This is a genomic window from Pseudoalteromonas sp. CO109Y (genome assembly GCF_004208935.1).
GTDB lineage: Bacteria > Pseudomonadota > Gammaproteobacteria > Enterobacterales > Alteromonadaceae > Pseudoalteromonas > Pseudoalteromonas shioyasakiensis.
Window position 1 is genome coordinate 1 of the sequence record NZ_SGPD01000038.1, and the last position, 18,573, is coordinate 18,573.

Sequence of the window (18,573 nt, forward strand, 5' to 3'; positions counted from 1 at the left end):
CTGCTATGTGAAAGTAGGTCATCGCCAGGCTCCAAATTAAAGAAAGCCCGATTCGAAAGAGTCGGGCTTTTTTGCGTTTGGGCTGTCAGCTTTCAGCCAGGTAGGTTGGGTAGAGCGGAGCGAAACCCAACATGAGTTAGCGAGTTGCAAGTTAGCAAGGGTAAAGTTGAACTGCGGGGTTGTTTAGTACAGAGACTCCCTCAGCAACAAACCACTGTAGGAGGCACTTCAGTGCCGAATCTAGACCAAAAATATATTCATGGCTAAAGCCATTCCTACAAGTAAACTTTGTCTAGAGCCTAGAGCCTAGAGCCTAGAGCCTAGAGCCTAGAGCCTAGAGCCTAGAACCTAGAACCTAGAACCTAGAACCTAGAACCTAGAACCTTCGGTAGATGAAGACGCAGCACCAAACACCCACACCACTCTGCTGATCGCTGACAGCTCAAAGCTGATAGCTCGTTGTCACTCACACTGCTGTATTTCTCTCACATCGCCGCGGCCATCGCTTAGGTAGCATTGTTCTAGCAACGAGCAGTAGCAGATCTCGGTTTTGATATTAAAGCGTTGATCATTTACCTTGTCCCACTGAGTTGCATTGAAGCCTGTTTTCTTAAAACCAAAAAGATTAAGTTCAGCGCCTGAGGCTAATAATCGGTTATTACTAACGCCGGTATACAACCAACCAAATTTTTCAAAGAAATTGATCTCTGGTGACTCATTTTGCAACTTATTTAATTGCTCTTGGTAAGCATAAATATCAAAGCAGCAGTCTTTTATTACTTCAAATATCTCTGTATACGACTTTTCATCGTGGAAGAATTTAACGTATTTAATAATGGCTGGGCCTGATCCTGAGTTTTTAATGTAAAAAGTAATTTCTTCAGAGTTTTTTTCTTCATTAAAATTTCCTGTCATCACTTCGAGCCATGGCCAGGTTGCGGCTTTTACTTGTCGTTCTGCGGCGTTGGCTTGCAAGTAAGTGGCATAAAAGGAGGCTGCTGAAATTATAATGGCGCAGAGTGCGAGAAATAGGTTTAGCCGCTCGTTGGTAAACCATGCCTTGCGCTGGTTGCTAGCAGGCTGAGTGCTTTGCTGGGTAGTCTTTGTTTGCTCTTCAACGTTGGGGTCTTGCTCTGATTTAACGGTTGAACAGCTTGCGTCCTGTTGCTGATTATCCATAATTTTTAGTTGTTGTTTTTATAGACTAACAAAGATACAACTTTAATTGGATACATAAAAGAGACAGGGAGTAAAACTCCCTGATTTGGTATTAACTATTTGAGATAAATACGGTGAGCTTTTCACCCACTCTTAAGCTATCTCTTGAAAGGTTATTCCATTGTTTGAGTTTAGTGATACTGACTTTGTATTGCTTTGCTATCTTCCAAAGGCTATCGCCAGATTTAACCTTATACTCGATTTGTTGATCAGCCAATTGCGGCAATATCAGTTTTTGACCAATACGAATGGTGTTTGTTGTTAGGTTATTGAAGGTTTTCAGCTGGCTAACTGTTACTTTATAGTTCTTTGCAATCACACTTAAGCTATCACCGCGCTTTACTGTGTAATGCTGCCACTGGCTATAATCATTGCTTTTTTGGTTAGCTAATAGAGTTCGATAACTTGCCTGCTGATCTTTTGGGACCACAATATGTGACGCATCAATCACCGCGGGATATCGGATAACGCCATGGTTCAGCTCTTCAAGCTCTTGCCATTTCGCTTTGTCTGCCAAGATCACTGCACCAGTTACTGGTAAGGTCGCAATAGCCTGCTCATTCTTAATCGCAGGGAATATCATTTTTTGGTGTTTTAATAATTGTGCTGCGGCCAGTAACTTAGGCACGTATTGTTTGGTTTGCGAAGGTAGCTTTAAGCTAAAGAAGTCCGTCGACTTACCTTGTTTTTTATTACGAGCAATTGCCTGTAATACACGCCCTTCACCAATATTGTAGGCAGCAATAGCATGATACCAATCGCCATCAAAGCGTTTATAAAGGTATTCCATAAAATCCAAAGCTGCGCGGGTGCTGTCGATCACATCTTGGCGACCATCATACCAAGGGGTAATTTTTACTTTAAAGTATTTGGCGATTGAGGGGGTGAGTTGCCATAAACCCGATGCATGTTTGTGCGAATAGGCACTGGCATCAAAATCGCTCTCTATAAGCGGCATTAGAGCGAGTTCTATTGGTAAGTCACGGTTTTCTACTTCTGTAACGATATGATACAAATACGGCTCTGCACGGCGGCTTATTTCTTCCATGTAATTAGGATGAGTAAGGTACCAAGCAATGCGCTTTTGCACATCTGGGTGACTTGAATCGCTAAACTGTAGTTGAATGCGAATACGCTGCCATACGTCATCAAGTTCACTTGGTTTGAGCGGTGTCACCGCGTCTACTTGTGCTGTTTTAGCTTCTGCAACCACAGTGCCTGGATTGGCTTTGATGATGGGCTTCTTTTCGGGAAGTGACTCAGGGGCAGTCTGACAGCCTGTTACAATAAAAGAAACAACAACAAGGCCTAAAAATCGATTTAAAAACACGTATTAAAATACTCCGTTAACTTAGGTGCGGGTAAACTAAAGCGCCTAAGCTTAACATAGGGTGAGCTAAAAATGACCATTAGATTAACAGCTCGCTAACTTACTCACCCAATTGAAATTAAAACGAAATACTAACTTGTAACCCAGCATAACCATGGTTTTGTGCTTCCCAATAGCGGCTGTCTATTTCTCGGGCTCTGGCATAAATCTCTATTCTGAATGGCTTTGAGTCCACGCCCATACCCACACCGACATAGCCATCAATATTATTGTGGTCGTCATCATAGCGGTCGCTGTAGTCGTGGTCATCTCGGTCGTCGTATACGGCAAGCTCAATTAAATCTAAGCCCACTTCGCCATAGACAAAAAAGTCACTGAAATAGCCAAATTTGATGCCGCTATCTAAGGTGAGAAATGTCTCCCGATCACCTTTTTTAGTAAATACTTCTGCTGAGCCTAGTGCCGTTGTAAATGCTGCGCCGAAATTACTGTAGTTATTTTTAGCCATAACTTCGATGCCGGCTGAGGTGATTGAATCAGTACTATTATGTTCTGACTTAACAAACAGGTTCATATTAGGGCTGTCATAAATACCAGCAAAGCTTGTAGCAGGAATGAAGGCAAGTGAAGAAAACAATGCTAAGGCGAGATACTTCATATTGGTTAGTCCATTAAACGTTAATGGGTACATGATACCAAACAGCGCCTTAGCAAATTGTAAGTAAGTGTTCTAACTATGTAAGTTAACCGAACACGCAGCGGAAGCAGGCTCCTTGCTGGCGTTTGATATATACCAGATCGCCGCCATGATTGAGCATGATCTGGCGCGATAAACTTAAGCCTATTCCTGAGCCTTGTTGCTTGGTAGTAAAAAATGGCACGAAAATCATCTCAATCACATGATCGCTGATACCTGTACCATTGTCGCTGACCTCTAAATACAGTTGCTGATTAGCATTTTGTGCAATGCTTACCTCAATGCACTTTGCTGACTCTGGACTATTTAACTGCTTAAGGACATCAATGGCATTGGTAAGCAGGTTTATTATTACTTGTTCAACTTGGCCTCTATCTATCATTACTAACTGTTGGCTTTGCACCGATAAATTCAACGTAATATTAAGTTGCTTAGCTTGTTGTGAGTGCAGAGCGACAACTTGCTTAGCAAGATCTGCCAGAATATGTGGCTGTAAGTGTGGGGCGGGTAAGCTACTAACCTTTTTAAATTGCGCTATAAATTCCCCTAAATGCTCGGTTCGTGATGCGAGTGTTGTTAGGGCGAGTTGCAAGTCTTGTTTATCTTCCTGATCATCAAAACTAAGCTCAGTTGGCAGCAGTGCCGTACAAGTTTGTGCTAAAGAAGAAAGTGGCGTAATCGAATTAGCGATTTCATGGGTTAGTACTTTTGTAAGGCGCTTATAAGCTTGTTGCTCTTTTAATTGCAGCTGATCATGAATCGATTGCAAACTGATCACTTTACGAACTTTACCTTGGATTTCGGCAATACTGATCTGCACAGATAACGTATCGTGCTGCTCACCATTTTGCCATGGCACGGTATTACGGCTATTTTGCTTTGCGTCTTGGACTAGGTTGGCTATTACACCTAAATCATCGATGTGCTTTACAGCTTGTCCAAGTAAACGGCTGACCGCCGGATTGCTTTCAATAATAGTGCCTTGTTCGTCACATACTAATACTGCTAAATCGATATGAATTAATAGCGCTTGTAAGAACTGGGCTTGTTGCTCTGCATTAAAACGCGCAGCCTGAATTTGTTGTTTAACCTGCTCAAATTGCTGCTGCATAGGGTGTTGGTCGCCAAAGCCTAATGTGCTGTCTCCATTCGCTAAAGCGCGAAACACCATATCTGCACGCCTTGTTTGGCGTTTAAATAAATTAAAAATTTGCGCGGCAAATACCAAATTTAAAATAACTAAAAGTGCCGAAATTGCAGAAAACCCGCTTTGCTCTACTTGCCAAAACAAAGCTATTGATAAACCAATTAGTGCAGCTAATAGGCAGGCTAAGCTAATAAAATTTCGCATCGATTAAAGTCCGTATTTTTCTAAACGACGATACATGGCTCCGCGTGTTAGGCCGAGGGCTTTAGCTGCATGACTCACGTTCCCTTGAAAATGCTTTAAAGCTGCACGAACGGTTCTTTGCTCGATGATTTCGAGATCAAAAGTGTCGTAGTCAGTGGCGTTTGAAGAGAGCTCACTTGTGCTAACAGCAGCATTTGGTGAGCTTATCACTGAGCTTATATCGAGCTCTGAGCCTTCTGAGAGGATGACTGCTCGCTCAATTGCATGGGCAAGTTCTCGGACATTGCCTGGCCAATGATACTGACTTAAACGTGCCATATCAGATGCCGCAATCGAGAGCTCACGTTTGTATTTATGTGCAAAGTGTTGCAAGTAGTAGTTACACAGTAATGGAATGTCTTCACTGCGCTCGCGTAGAGCTGGCAAACGGATCTCTACGGTATTAACACGGTACAGTAAGTCTTGCCTAAATTTACCTTCAGTAACTGCTTGTTCGAGGTTTTCATTCGTTGCACAGATCAAACGAATATCAATATCGATGACTTTTGAACCACCAACCGGTGTTATTTGCCTGTTTTGTAGTGCTGCGAGCAGTTTAACTTGTTGGTTAAGCGGTAAATTACCTAGCTCGTCTAAAAATAAACTACCACCATGAGCAAGCTCAAATCGACCAATACGATCTTCTTTGGCACCGGTAAACGCCCCTTTTTTATGGCCAAATAGTTCGCTTTCAAACAGGCTTTCGGCCAGTGAGCCCATGTCTAGGCTTATGAAGGGTTGGCTTTGGCGCTGGCTTGCATTGTGGATTGCATGTGCGGTGAGTTCTTTACCTGTGCCACTTTCGCCACTAATCAATATGTTGGCATCTGTGTTGGCTGCTTTGTCGATAACCGAAAAAACCTGCTGCATGGCATCACTTTGGCCTAAAAACTCAAATGGTTGATTGCCGATTGACTGCTGCAAGGCTTGCTTTTGTTTTGTGAGCTTACCAACTTGCTGTTTGTCTTTAGCGTGTGAAAATGCCGCCGCTACAGCTCCGAGTAATTGCTCATTTTGCCAAGGCTTAGCAATAAAGTCAGAGGCACCGGCCTTAATTGCTTCGACCGCTAGCTGAATATCGCTGTAGGCCGTCATAAGCAGTACCGCAATGTTAGCGTCTTGACTCATGATTTTTTTTAGCCAGTAGAATCCTTCTTTGCCACTAATTGAGTCTTGCGTGAAGTTCATATCGAGTAACACAACATCTATGGCCTGATCCGCTTCATGCTGTGCGTTAATGATACCTTCGATATCAAAGGGGTTATCTGTGGTTTTTACAACCTGATAATGCTGCTTTAAAAGTAATCGTGCGGCGATAAGTACGTCGGGGTTATCATCGACGATAAGAATTGATCCTGCTTGTTTCATAGCTATTTATTATTATTCCTTTATGGGAACACTAAGACTAATTGAAAATAGTAACAGTGTCCATTTATGGACGATATATGGGTTTTGAAGTGTTCTATAAGCGGACACTTGATTATATGCACTCTTTTTGATTTTTATATAAGTTATTGTAATTTAATGAAAATAAAAGTTGGCACAAGAGTTGTTTTATCTATAGGTAATTAGCACCTAGATAACTTAAAGGCGTCAACATGGATAAGAAAATTACACGCTCAACTAACAAAGCATTTTTTAAGAAATCAGTAATAGCAGCTGCATGTTTAGCTGTTGCGGCAGCAGCTTATGGTTTCACGCAAACTGAGCAAACAGGTCGTAGTCAGCAAGTAACCGCGACAAGCTTAACGATTAGCACAGTACAACAAGGTGAATTTGTTGATGCTTTAAGTCTTCGTGGTCAGGTTATGCCTCGCACTACTATTTACCTCGACACCATTGCCGGAGGCCAAGTCGAAGAGCGACTTGTTGAGCAGGGTGAGTTTGTTAAAAAAGGCCAACCACTTGTGCGTTTAAGTAATACCAATTTGCAGCTTGATGTAATGAGCCGTGAAGCACAGGTGACTGAGCAGCTTAACTTTTTACGTAACACGCAAATGAATATGGAAACCAGCCGTTTAAACTTACGCCGTGATTTGCTTGAAATCGATCTTAAAATCACACATTTATCGCGTCGCTTAAAACAGACTCAGCCGCTAGTGAAAACGGGTGTGTTAGCACAAGAGCAATTATCTGAAATTCAAGAAGACTTAGCGTATTACAAAGCGCGTAAAGAACTAACTCTTGAGCGTCAAAAGCAAGAAAACAGCATTCGTGAAGTTCAGGTCGCTCAGTTAAAAGACAGTGCCGACATGCTAGAGAAGAACCTACAGTTTGCGCGTAAGAACCTTGAAAACTTACTCGTAACAGCACCTGCCGATGGTTATTTAAGTGAGCTTGATGTTGAAATTGGTGAATCAAAAGGCCGTGGTGCTCGCCTAGGGCAGATTGATATTCCTAATGAATACAAGCTAGTTGTGAGACTAGATGAGTTTTACCTGAGCCAAGTTCAAACAGGTATGCAAGTGCTTATTGAACACGAGCAAGGCGAAATTGCGGCAACAGTTAGCAAAATTGATAGCCGTGTTCAGCAATCACAGTTTCAGGTTGAAGTCGATTTACCCAATGGCACTAGCAATATAAAACGTGGGCAAAGCCTTGATGTACAGCTGATGCTAGGTGATAGCAAAGGCACTGCTTTATTACTTGAACGCGGCGCATTTTTTACCAGCTCAGGGGGTAACTGGGTTTATGTCATGGAAAAAGATGGCAATCGTGCAGTGCGAAAAGACATTCGTCTTGGCAAAAAGAATCAAAACTATTATGAAGTGTTGAGTGGCCTAAGCGCCGGAGATCGCGTGATCACCTCTAGCTACAGCAACTTTGATAAAGCACAACAACTACAATTTTAAGGATAAAAACAATGATTAAATTAACTAACTTATCACGCGTGTTCCGTACTCAAGATGTTGAAACAACAGCGCTTAATAACATTAACTTACATGTAAACGAAGGCGAGTTTCTTGCCATTATGGGGCCATCTGGCTGCGGTAAATCAACATTACTCTCTATTTTAGGTATGTTGGATTCGCCATCAGCAGGTAGTTTTGAATTTTTAGGCCAAGACATAGCAGGGTTTGGTGAAAAACAATTAGCGGCACTTAGAAAAGCGTCGATTGGTTTTGTTTTCCAAAGCTTTAACTTAATTGATGAATTAACAGTATTTGAAAACGTTGAGCTGCCATTACAGTATCAAAATATCTCAAAAAGTGAACGTAAACAGCGAGTAGAAGAAATTTTAAAACGTGTTGCAATCGACCATAGAGCAGATCACTTACCACAGCAGCTATCGGGCGGTCAGCAGCAACGTGTAGCAGTAGCCAGAGCTCTGGTGATTAATCCAAAACTTATCTTAGCGGATGAGCCTACGGGTAACCTTGATTCAAAAAATGGTGATGAAGTCATGGCGATGCTGCGTGAGCTAAATCGCGAAGGTACCACGGTAATTGTGGTTACTCACTCAGAAAAAGAAGGCAATTATGCTGACCGTTTAGTGCGCTTACTTGATGGCCAAGTGATGGTTGATAAAGCTAACCGTGTTCAACAAACAGCAGAGGTGGCATAACATGATTTTAAGTTATTTGATCACCGCGCTGCGCGCGTTTAAAAACCAAAAACAGCACTTTATTTTAAATGTTCTGGGTTTAAGTGTGGGCTTAGCTGCGGCAATTCTAGTTGCTTTGTTTGCAAAAAATGAGCTTTCGTACGATAGCCAACAGCCACATGCTGAGCGTGTTTATCGCGTTGGACAAGACTTCTCAAAACTTGGTTTAGCTGTGGTGCCTATTTTTAATTATGTGCAGTCAAAGCAGGCTGAAGATTACAGCCAAGTTGAAGAAGTGTTCGGATTAACTATGGTCGAGCTGACCCGTGAAGCCATGGTGGATGTGAGTTACCGCAACCAAGGCTATAAGTTAAATGCCTTATATGGTGCTACAGCAAATATTGAAAACTTTATTGCTATGAAGACGATTGCGGGTGACTTAACAACAGCAATGAGTACACCAGACAGCCTTGCTTTAAGTGAGTCAGAAGCACTGCGCATTTTTGGTCGCACCGATGTGATTGGTGAAACACTTACGCATGAACAAGGACAGTATACAGTGCGTGCCGTGTTTGCAGACTTAACAGACAACACTCACTTTGCCTTTAAAAATCTTGTTTATGTTAAGCATGATCCAAGCGAAATAGATATCAACAGTAGTTATGTTTATATGCGTGTAGCTGAGGGTACCGATACAGATGCATTAGCTAAAACCTTAACAGAGCGCTTTTTTAGCGGTTCTATGTTGGAGCAAGTTAGTTTAGAGCTGCATCCATTACTTGATTTGCACCTAACGGCTAAATCACCGTTTGAGATGAAAGCGGGTGGTGCTAAACAAGTGGTGATGATCTGTGTTGGTTTAAGTGTGTTACTGATTCTTATTGCAGGTTTTAACTTTATTAATATGACAGTCGCTCAATCGACTAAACGTGCAAAAGAAGTGGGTGTGCGTAAAGCGCTTGGTGCAAGTAAAGGTCAATTAGTAACGCAGTTTTTATCTGAATCTGTGTTGGTATCAATGCTTTCAATGGTGATTGCATGTGCTTTAGTGGAGCTATTTTTACCAAGCTTTAACCAACTAGTAGACCGCGAATTGGTCGTGAATTATGCCTCTGAATTTGGCATTGCAATTATTGTGGTCGCAATTGCTGTGGGCGTATTAGCTGGGCTTTATCCTGCATTCTTTATTTCGTCATTCAGTGCAAAACGCGTTTTAAGTGGAGACTTACAGCGTGGTAATACTGCAATATGGGTTCGTAAGAGCTTACTAACCTTACAGGCTTCACTAGCAATAGGTTTAATCATTGCCTCTATTACCTTGTTAAAGCAATTAACTTACTTACAAAGCTTACCTTTAGGCTATGAAACAACACAAAGATTGGTTATTTCAGAGCTACCTGTAGGCGAAGTATTCACAAAAGAAAAAAATGCCTTAGTTAACCGTATTAGTGCTATTCAAGGCGTACAGCAAACAACAGTTATTGATACCCGTTTAACTGTTTCAATCAATAATACACTTATGCCAACTTGGCCAAATGGTGAAGCGTCTGGCAGCTTAACGCCTGTTGTTGGCGCAAGCTACGATGTTGTAAAAACGCTAGGATTAAAACTGGTTGCTGGACGTGACTTTAGCCGTGAATTTGCTGGTGATTGGGCAAGCCGTGCAAATGGAGTAACAAGTACGGGTACCATCGTGACTGAGTCTGTCGCAAGGCAAGCGGGTTACACTAACATGAGTGATATTATCGGTAAGGTAATTAAAGACTCGGGTCGCGGCGTAGATATGCGTGTTGTGGGTGTGGTTGAAGATGTAAAAGTAGGTAATGCTAAAGATGCCAACTCAAATATTATGTTCTTGTGTGGCTTTAACTTTTTATCACCTGTATCAGAATTAATTTTAACGATTGATCAGCAAAACTTGCCTTACATTAAAGCTCAGATCGCTGAAGTATTAGCAAGCTCAGCCAATATCTATGAGCCAAAAATTAACTTACTCGCAGACAACTACAAAACCCTGTTAAAAGGTGATGAGCGAATTTCGAATGTGGTTTTAATCTTTACCGGTCTTGCTGTGTTCTTAACTTGTTTAGGTACCTTTGGTTTGGCTTCGTTCGCAACAGTGCGTCGTCAAAAAGAAGTGGCTGTTCGAAAAGTGCTAGGTGCATCTCGCATCAGTATCGTAAATATCATTGCTAAAGAGTTCTTAGTGCTGGTGGCGGTAAGTATTGCTATTGCGTATCCAGTGACTTACTTCTTGGTAGGTGATTGGTTAGCAAACTTTAATGACCGCATTGGACAAGCTGTATGGGTGTATTTAGTTGCCGCCGCCGCGGTGGCCGCCATTACCTGGGTTACTGTTGCAAGTTTAGCCTTTAAGGCCGCAAGCACCAGACCATCACTTATCTTACGATATGAATAAAAGTTAACTAACTCCCAACTATAAGCCCAGCAATACAGCTGGGCTTTTTTAGTTTTAAATGTGTCGCCATAAATGACAACCTACGTAGGACGTGCTTTAGCGCGTCGGTATGAGAGTTAAAGGTCTTTGACTTTCACCGCAGGGTTACCTGCTACTAGAGTATTTGCCGCGACATCTTTGGTAACTATTGCCCCTGCGCCAATCACGGCATTATCAGCAACTTTAATACCCGCAAGTATAATAGCGCCTGCACCAATCCATACATTGTTGCCGATGCTAATCGGTGCTGCAAAGTTAGCTTTTGCTAAACGTTCGGTTGGGTTTACTGCATGCGATACCGCGAGTATTTGCACATTAGGGCCTATTAAGCAGTCATCGCCTATCGTAATTTGCGCATCAGTTAGCGGTGCATCGAGCATAGTAGAGTTAATATTTATGAAGGTTCGATCACCTATTTTAATACCACTGCCATAATCACAATGAAAACCCGCTTCAATAACAACCTGTTCGCCACAGTGAGCAAACATGCCTTTTAGTCGTTTTAAATTGCCTTTACTCGGGCTTTTGGCAAATAAACGGCAAATTTCATGGGTATTTTTTCGTTGTTCGAGTAAGGACTTGTCGAGGCTATTAAACTCTTTCATGGGGCATTTTCATGGTTATATTTGCCAATAGCTTAGCGTGTTGGTGATGAAGATCAAAATAAAGCTGTGTAGGTTAACGATCATTCACTTGCCATTTATATTGTTTCGTTTAAAATCTCAAAACTTTCGAAACGAAACTTGTGTGGTTCACTTTATGACAAAACGAAACACTCAACAACGTCGCCATACTATCTTAAGCCAAGTGAATGAACTTGGTGAAGTTGCTGTTGAAGCGTTAGCAGAGCAGTTTCAAACTTCTGAAGTGACGATACGTAAAGATCTGACAGCCCTTGAAAAAAGTGGCTTGTTGCTACGCCGTTATGGTGGTGCTATTGCCTTGCCGCAAGAAATCGTTGCAAATAGCAACGAGAAAAGCGACTCGCTTCGCAAAATGGCAATCGCACAGGCGGCTGCAAAGCTTATTAAAGATCATAACCGCATCATCATTGATAGCGGCCGAACTACAGCGGCGATGATCCCTGAGCTTGCAAGTAAGCGCGGTTTAGTGGTGATGACAAATGCTATTAATGTCGCTAACCGACTGCTTTCATTAGAAAATGAGCCAACACTTTTGATGACCGGCGGAACTTGGGATCCGCATTCAGAATCGTTTCAGGGCCAAGTTGCTGAGAATGTTCTACGCTCTTACGACTTTGACCAGCTCTTTATTGGTGCCGATGGCATTGATATTGATAGAGGTACTACAACCTTCAATGAATTAGTGGGGCTTAGCCAAGTGATGGCTGAAGCAGCCCGTGAAGTAGTGGTGCTGGTTGAGTCAGAAAAAATTGGCCGAAGAATACCGAATTTAGAACTGCCTTGGCAGCGTGTTACCACTGTTATCACAGACAACAACCTAAGCGCAGATAAGCGCGAGGCGATAACAGCATGTGGTGTACAGCTGATCTGTGCAGAAATTGAATAACCCGTAATAAGACCGACAACACCTTATTACGCATCATTTATGACAACACATCTCGCCCAAAGTAAAACACTTTGGCATGTGCAAAAGGAGAGATTATGTGTGGAATCGTAGGGGCTGTTGCAGAACGCCCAGTAAACAAAATACTTGTTGAAGGCCTTAAGCGCCTTGAATACCGTGGCTATGACTCGGCAGGTGTGGCTTTACTTAAAGGTACTGAGCTTAACACTGTAAAAGCAGTAGGTAAGGTTGCTAACCTTGAAGCGGCACTGAATGAAGCCGCTGTTAAAGGCACTACCGGTATCGCACATACACGTTGGGCTACCCATGGTAGTGTAACCGAAGCGAATGCTCACCCACATGTTTCGAATAGCGAAATTGCCCTAGTTCATAACGGCATTATCGAAAATCATGCCAGCCTGCGCGATGCGCTAAAAGGCGATGGTTATGAGTTTTTATCAGAAACAGATACAGAAGTCATGGTGCACCTTATTCACCAACTTCGCCAACAGCACGATACACTTTTAGCAGCTGTACAAGCTGCTGTTAAGCAGTTTGAAGGTGCATTTGGTACGGTTGTTTTTGATAAAGCGAACGACAACGAAATCATCGTAGCGCGCTCCGGTAGCCCACTGGTGATTGGTTTAGGTCTTGGCGAAAACTTTATTGCCTCTGACCAACTTGCTTTATTACCTGTTACTCGCAGTTTTATTTACCTTGAAGAAGGTGATGTGGCTCGTATTACCCGTGACAGTGTTGAAATCTTTGATGCAAACGGTGATGCAGTCGAGCGCGAAGTGATTGAATCAAACATTACGCAAGATGCATCAGGTAAAGGCGAATATCGTCACTACATGCTGAAAGAAATTTACGAACAACCACTTGCTGTGCGTAACACCCTTGATGGCCGCCTAGTTAATGACACTGTCGCGATTGATGCCTTTGGCGAAAGCGCTCAGCAAATCTTTAAAGACGTAAAACACGTGCAAATTATTGCCTGTGGTACTTCATACCACTCAGGTATGGTTGCTCGTTACTGGCTTGAACAGTTCGCAGGCGTGAGCTGTAACGTTGAGATTGCTTCTGAGTTCCGTTACCGCGAATCATTTGTACATGAAAACAGCTTACTTGTGACCATTTCACAGTCTGGTGAAACAGCAGATACACTTGCTGCACTTCGTCTTGCAAAACAGCAAGGTTACATGGCGTCAATGACCATTTGTAACGTACCGGGTTCATCGTTAGTACGTGAATCGGATTTAGCCTTTATGACTAAAGCCGGTGCTGAAATTGGTGTTGCATCAACGAAAGCCTTCACTACACAACTTGTTGGCTTACTAATGCTAACGGCTTCGATTGCGCAAGAAAAAGGCTTAGATCAAAGTGCGATTGTAAATGCAATCAAAACACTACCTAACAAGTTAGAAGAAGCATTATTGCTTGCTGAGGGTATTGAAGATTTAGCTGAAGAATTCGCTGACAAGCACCACTCACTATTCTTGGGTCGTGGTTCACAATACCCAATCGCGATGGAAGGTGCACTTAAGCTGAAAGAGATTTCATACATTCACGCCGAAGCATACGCAGCGGGTGAGCTTAAGCATGGCCCTCTTGCGTTGATTGATGCCGACATGCCAATCATTGTTGTAGCACCAAACAACGAACTACTTGAAAAGCTTAAATCAAACGTAGAAGAAGTACGTGCCCGTGGCGGTATTATCTATGTATTCGCAGACAAAGACTCAGCGTTTGAATCTGACGAAACAATGCGTGTAATCAACGTAAACCATGTGGATGACGTGATTGCTCCAGTTGTATATACAATCCCGCTACAGCTGCTTTCATACTATGTTGCGGTTATTAAAGGCACCGACGTAGACCAACCTCGAAACCTAGCAAAATCGGTAACGGTTGAGTAAGTTTAGAGTTTATATTTATTAAGGCGCACTATGCGCCTTTTTTTGTACCTGCAATTCTGTTAGCTTAAAAAATTACCAATATTTCTTAAGGATAAGTCGTGCGACTATTTAAGTTACTCTGTATTAGTGGTTTTTTACTCTGTACTAGTCATGTAATGGCTCAACCCGCTGCAGATGAGGCGGTTACACATTACAGCCAACATACGCATACTATCGAATCAAGTAATCTTAGTGAGCAACGCACTGTCGTTGTGCAATTGCCAAAAAGCTATCAAACACATCCAAACAAAAGGTATCCCGTTATTTACCGTTTGGATGGGGCCGGTAATTTACCATTGATTAATGCTGTGCTTGAACGCTTACAAGAAAATGATCAAGCGCCAGAAGTGATTGTAGTTGCAATTGAAAGCACTAATCGACTTAGAGATTTTTATCCGACAGTGAACAAAGAACCACAAGGGCCTGTTGGTGAAGGCGGTGGTGCAGCAAAGTTTTTAGCTTTCGTAGAGCAAGAACTGATGCCTTTGGTTAATAAACAGTATCGTACTCATGATTATAGAGTTATTGCAGGAGCCTCAGCTGCGGGTGTATTTGCTCTTTACGCAATGCAGGCTGATCCTGAGTTATTTCAAGCGCACATTGCTTATAGCCCTGCGGTATGGTGGAACTATGGCGCCCCGGCTAAAAGTCTAAATACCTTTATTACTAAAGCCAAAAGTATTAACAGCTATGTATATATGAATATCGGCGAAGAAGCCGGCATTATGCGCGAAAGATACGATGATATGCAGCAAACAGTGCAAAATAGTAAGGTGCAAAATTTGCGCTTTAAGAGCGATGCCTTTGCAGGCGTTTCGCATAACCTAACCTCAGCTGCTGGGGCATTTAATGCGTACCATGGCTTATTTTTATCTAAACATATGCCTTTGAGTGCATTGGGCGATGATGTTTCATCAATTGATGCCTATTATCAACGTTTATCTCAGCAATGGGGCGAGCAAATAGCGCCACCAGACCGCGCTGTTAGGATGCTGGGTTACAGCTTAACGGATAACCAGCAATTTGAGCGGGCTATTGAGGTGTTTAAGTACAATATCAAAAACTACCCTAAATCAGCGTATGCACTATCAGCTTTGTCATATGGCTATGAAATGCAAGGTAATACTCGCCAAGCATTAGTTCAAATCGAGGCTGCAATAGCTGTTGCCGATGACTCTTATCCCTACCCAGATTACTTAAAAGAGACAAAAACGAGGTTACAAGGGCAGCTATAATTAAGCTGCCTTAAACAAATCAATGGTCTTGGTGATAATAGCTTAGGGTTTGTAGGGCAAGCGCGAATACATCTGCGCTGTTATCACCATTGACGTTTTTAACCACAGTCACCGCGCGTTGATGATCAACACACATAATGGTCATGGTAATGCCACCCATACTACCGCCAGAGTGCATTACCGTGTGTGGCATGTCGGCCATCAATGCTTGTAGTTCAGTATCATGTTGGTATTTTTCTCTTTGCTGATAGTTTTTGAAACCTGTCATCCAACCAATACCAAAATTGACCTGTTCACCATTATTGAGTGTGGCTGGGGTAAACATTTCATCCACTGTGGTTGCTTTTAGATAATTGCCCTGCGTGTGAGCTACTGCAAACTTGACGATATCACTTGGTGTTGCAATAAACCCACCGCCTGCCCATTTATAGCTGTGATCGGTCTGCGGTGAGTTAATTAAACGGCCCTGATCAACGCTATAAGGTCTTGCACGATGTGGGATCAGGGTAAACTGCTCATCAAAATATGTGTCGTTTAACTTGAGTGGCGCGAAGACTTCTTGTTCGATAATTTGTCGAAAGTTGCGTTTCTGATCAGCGCCTTCCATCGCAGCGCTAACTAATGTCCAAGCAAATGTTGAATACTGGTGTTTGGTGCCCGGCTCAAACAGTAGGGGATCATTTTTAAACATGGCTAAAGCGCTATCAATATCGCCATACCATTTGTTGAGTAAAAATTCATTGGCGCCTTTTTTGTAATGGCGGATCCCTGCGGTATGTGACGCGAGCTGGCGCAGTGTTAAAGCTGCATGTTTTTCTGGCCAGTTAGTTACATAGTCGGTTACAGGTTTGTCTAAGTTAATCAATCCCTTGTCGTAAAGGCGCATCATAGCAGCTGTAGCAATAAGTTTAGAAACACTGCCAATGCGAACCTTATGCTCGGGACTCATTAAAACTTGGTTTTCGATATCGGCAAAACCATAACCCTTTGCCGCGATTATTCCTGATTTATCGGCTACCGCGACAGTAATGCCCGGCACCGTTTTCGCACTTACCGCCGATTGAAAGGCGGCATCAATCTCTTTTGGTAGTTCAGCTGCGCTAGTGACATGGGCAGCAATCAACAGTGGTAAGCTGATGAGTGAGCGAGCTATAGGGTGTTTGAGCATGGCGGCATCCTTTTTGAGTAACCTTGCAGTCACTATTGTTATTATTTTTAAGGCATTTTTAGATTGCTCAAATTTTCTCTGGATGACAACCCATAGGCGCTTAATTGCACATTTTTCACGTTGTGATGAACATTTTAAAAGGGCGTAAATAATAACGATTGATTATTTTTTAGTTGCTTTCACTTTTTAAGCTGTTTACAATCGCCGCGATTTTAATCATTCACACACTGTAGAGGAGTAAACAATATGACTTATACAACTTGTTCCTTTGCAGGTCGTTTTCTTGCCTAGCTCGAAGCTATTTCTTTATTAGCTTTTCAAAGCTAAGCCTGATCAATTAATCAAAGACCTGCCAAATCATTTTTCGTTAGCATTTTTCTATTGCAGAGAAAGGAATTGGTATTATGGGCAAGTCCGTCCAAAAACTTACTGATAACGTTAGCCTTATTGCGTCTAAAGAGTCGTGGATTGAAGGGCTAGCAATACAACAATTAATTAAAACTTCTGAATTACCTGGTATGTACGCTGTAGCGGGTATGCCCGATTTACACCCAGGTCGAGGTTACCCCATTGGGGCAGCCTTTTTTACAGAAGGTAGAATTTACCCCGCTTTAGTGGGGAATGATATTGGCTGCGGTATGTCGCTTTGGCAAACCAATACTAAGTTAGCCAAGTTAAATGTAGATAAGCTCGCAAAACGCTTAAGCGATGTTGAACAGCCGCTAGATGAAAGTTGGCACACATTGATTAGCGAGCGAAAACATGAACTAGCTATCACACAAACTGGTTTTGATAGCGCCCTTGGCACCATAGGTGGTGGCAATCATTTCGCTGAATTTCAGGCGATTGAAGAGGTGTTTGATCAACAAGCCTTGCTTGCTTTAGGCCTACAACCTAAAAAATTGCAGCTATTGGTGCATTCTGGCTCTAGAGGGTTAGGGCAAGCTATTTTAGTTAAGCATATTGCAGAGCATAACCATGATGGCCTTGAGGTAGTAAGTGATGCCTTTACAGATTATATGGCCAAACATGACGAAGCCCTGCGTTGGGCCCAGTTAAACCGAGAACTGATCGCACGGCGTTTTTTACAAGCTATTCGCGCTGGTGGCGAACAGGTTTTAGATGTAAATCATAACCTTGTAAGTCAATCACAGATTGCAGGACAAGCAGGCTGGTTACATCGAAAAGGCGCTACACCTAGCGATCAAGGGGCTGTGATGATCCCTGGCTCTCGCGGTGATTACAGTTACTTAGTTAAGCCAACGGCTGAGCAAAACGTAAACTTGCGCTCCCTTGCACATGGCGCTGGTCGCAAATGGAAGCGTGGAGAATGCCAAGGCCGTTTGAGTCACAAGTTTAAAAAGGAAGATTTATATCGCACTGCGTTTGGTAGCAGGGTGATCTGTAATGATAAAACGCTGCTTTATGATGAAGCACCACAAGCTTACAAAGACTGCCAAACAGTTATTGATGACCTTGTTGATGCTGGGCTGGTTACTGTAATTGCCAAATTAAAGCCTGTGCTTACCTTTAAAACACAAGGAACGTGCGGATGATCTTAGTGCAATTATCGTCAGGGGCGGGTCCTTTAGAGTGCTGTAAAGCGGTGGCAATGGCTGTTAAGCGCCTTGAGTGTGATGCTAAAGCGTTAGCTATTAAGGTGAATACTCTTGCAGTAGAGCAAGCTGAGCTTTCAGGCTGCTACAAATCGGTATTGCTTGAATTAACCGGTGCTGAGCCGCAAATTTTAAAACAGTTTGCGCAGCAATGGCATGGCTCGATGTTGTGGGTTTGTCAAAGCCCATTCAGAGCAAGGCATAAGCGTAAAAACTGGTATTTTGGCGGTCAAATATTTGAAATTGCTGAGCAAACTTTTTGATAGCGAGATCCGCTTTCAGCAATGCCGCGCAAGTGGCGCGGGAGGCCAACATGTAAACACCACTGATTCGGCTGTTCGTGCTACCCATGTTGCGACAGGAATTGCTGTTCGCGTAGAGAGTGAACGAAGTCAGCATGCGAATAAGCGTTTAGCTCGAGTTTTACTAATG

15 protein-coding genes and 1 pseudogene are annotated in these 18,573 nt (G+C 42.7%); 9 read left to right on the plus strand and 7 right to left on the minus strand.

All coding sequences use genetic code 11. The annotated features are described in order from the left end of the window. Nucleotides 1-462: 462 nt before the first annotated feature. The 5 genes from EXT43_RS14765 to EXT43_RS14785 form a co-directional block, all read right to left on the minus strand. Entirely contained in the window at nt 463-1,179 is a 717-nt protein-coding gene (locus tag EXT43_RS14765) for a hypothetical protein (protein WP_130167302.1), read from the minus strand. Nucleotides 1,180-1,270: 91 nt separating this feature from the next. After that, the gene (locus EXT43_RS14770) at nt 1,271-2,548 is read right to left on the minus strand and encodes a LysM peptidoglycan-binding domain-containing protein (RefSeq protein WP_130167303.1); all 1,278 of its coding nucleotides are present in this window, start codon (nt 2,546-2,548) and stop codon (nt 1,271-1,273) included. Nucleotides 2,549-2,666: 118 nt separating this feature from the next. Beyond that, complete coding sequence (locus EXT43_RS14775) at nt 2,667-3,206, minus strand: hypothetical protein (protein ID WP_130167304.1); 540 nt, start codon at nt 3,204-3,206, stop codon at nt 2,667-2,669. 85 nt (nt 3,207-3,291) lie between these two features. Next, nucleotides 3,292-4,596 (minus strand): ATP-binding protein, encoded by a 1,305-nt coding sequence (locus tag EXT43_RS14780; RefSeq protein WP_130167305.1) that lies wholly within the window; start codon nt 4,594-4,596, stop codon nt 3,292-3,294. 3 nt (nt 4,597-4,599) lie between these two features. Next, complete coding sequence (locus EXT43_RS14785; RefSeq protein WP_130167306.1) at nt 4,600-6,003, minus strand: sigma-54 dependent transcriptional regulator; 1,404 nt, start codon at nt 6,001-6,003, stop codon at nt 4,600-4,602. 230 nt (nt 6,004-6,233) lie between these two features. Between EXT43_RS14785 and EXT43_RS14790 the strand changes: the two genes are divergently transcribed. Genes EXT43_RS14790 through EXT43_RS14800 form a run of 3 tightly spaced genes read left to right on the plus strand, consistent with a single transcriptional unit; the run spans nt 6,234 to nt 10,598 of the window. Then, nucleotides 6,234-7,487 (plus strand): efflux RND transporter periplasmic adaptor subunit, encoded by a 1,254-nt coding sequence (locus EXT43_RS14790; RefSeq protein ID WP_130167307.1) that lies wholly within the window; start codon nt 6,234-6,236, stop codon nt 7,485-7,487. Between the two features lie 11 nt (nt 7,488-7,498). After that, entirely contained in the window at nt 7,499-8,200 is a 702-nt protein-coding gene (locus tag EXT43_RS14795; protein WP_130167308.1) for an ABC transporter ATP-binding protein, read from the plus strand. Nucleotide 8,201: 1 nt separating this feature from the next. Then, on the plus strand, nt 8,202-10,598 hold the full coding sequence (locus tag EXT43_RS14800) for an ABC transporter permease (RefSeq protein ID WP_130167309.1): 2,397 nt from the start codon (nt 8,202-8,204) through the stop codon (nt 10,596-10,598). 116 nt (nt 10,599-10,714) lie between these two features. On the opposite strand, the gene EXT43_RS14805 is transcribed toward EXT43_RS14800, so the two are convergent. Continuing rightward, a complete protein-coding gene (locus EXT43_RS14805) occupies nt 10,715-11,242 on the minus strand; it encodes a sugar O-acetyltransferase (RefSeq protein WP_063700775.1) in 528 nt (175 codons plus the stop codon). Between the two features lie 154 nt (nt 11,243-11,396). On the opposite strand from EXT43_RS14805, the gene EXT43_RS14810 reads away from it, so the two are divergent. The 3 genes from EXT43_RS14810 to EXT43_RS14820 all read left to right on the plus strand — a co-directional run bounded on the left by EXT43_RS14810 (nt 11,397) and on the right by EXT43_RS14820 (nt 15,357). After that, a complete protein-coding gene (locus EXT43_RS14810; RefSeq protein WP_054552250.1) occupies nt 11,397-12,167 on the plus strand; it encodes a DeoR family transcriptional regulator in 771 nt (256 codons plus the stop codon). Between the two features lie 95 nt (nt 12,168-12,262). Next, a complete protein-coding gene (gene glmS, locus EXT43_RS14815; protein WP_063528942.1) occupies nt 12,263-14,083 on the plus strand; it encodes a glutamine--fructose-6-phosphate transaminase (isomerizing) in 1,821 nt (606 codons plus the stop codon). A 98-nt stretch (nt 14,084-14,181) separates the two neighbouring features. After that, nucleotides 14,182-15,357 (plus strand): alpha/beta hydrolase-fold protein, encoded by a 1,176-nt coding sequence (locus tag EXT43_RS14820; RefSeq protein ID WP_165385108.1) that lies wholly within the window; start codon nt 14,182-14,184, stop codon nt 15,355-15,357. Nucleotides 15,358-15,376: 19 nt separating this feature from the next. On the opposite strand, the gene EXT43_RS14825 is transcribed toward EXT43_RS14820, so the two are convergent. Further along, nucleotides 15,377-16,525, minus strand: coding sequence for a serine hydrolase domain-containing protein (locus EXT43_RS14825; protein WP_130167310.1), 1,149 nt, complete (start codon nt 16,523-16,525; stop codon nt 15,377-15,379). 404 nt (nt 16,526-16,929) lie between these two features. Here EXT43_RS14825 and EXT43_RS14830 point away from each other — a divergent pair, with 404 nt between their 5' ends. The 3 genes and pseudogenes from EXT43_RS14830 to EXT43_RS20775 form a co-directional block, all read left to right on the plus strand. After that, on the plus strand, nt 16,930-18,081 hold the full coding sequence (locus tag EXT43_RS14830) for an RNA ligase RtcB family protein (RefSeq protein ID WP_130167311.1): 1,152 nt from the start codon (nt 16,930-16,932) through the stop codon (nt 18,079-18,081). Further along, complete coding sequence (locus EXT43_RS20770) at nt 18,078-18,404, plus strand: hypothetical protein (protein WP_205990964.1); 327 nt, start codon at nt 18,078-18,080, stop codon at nt 18,402-18,404. Before EXT43_RS14830 ends, EXT43_RS20770 begins: the two co-directional genes overlap by 4 nt. Continuing rightward, a pseudogene (locus EXT43_RS20775) lies at nt 18,394-18,549 on the plus strand (peptide chain release factor-like protein); the annotation flags it as partial. The gene EXT43_RS20770 and the pseudogene EXT43_RS20775, both read left to right, overlap by 11 nt. Nucleotides 18,550-18,573 lie beyond the last annotated feature (24 nt).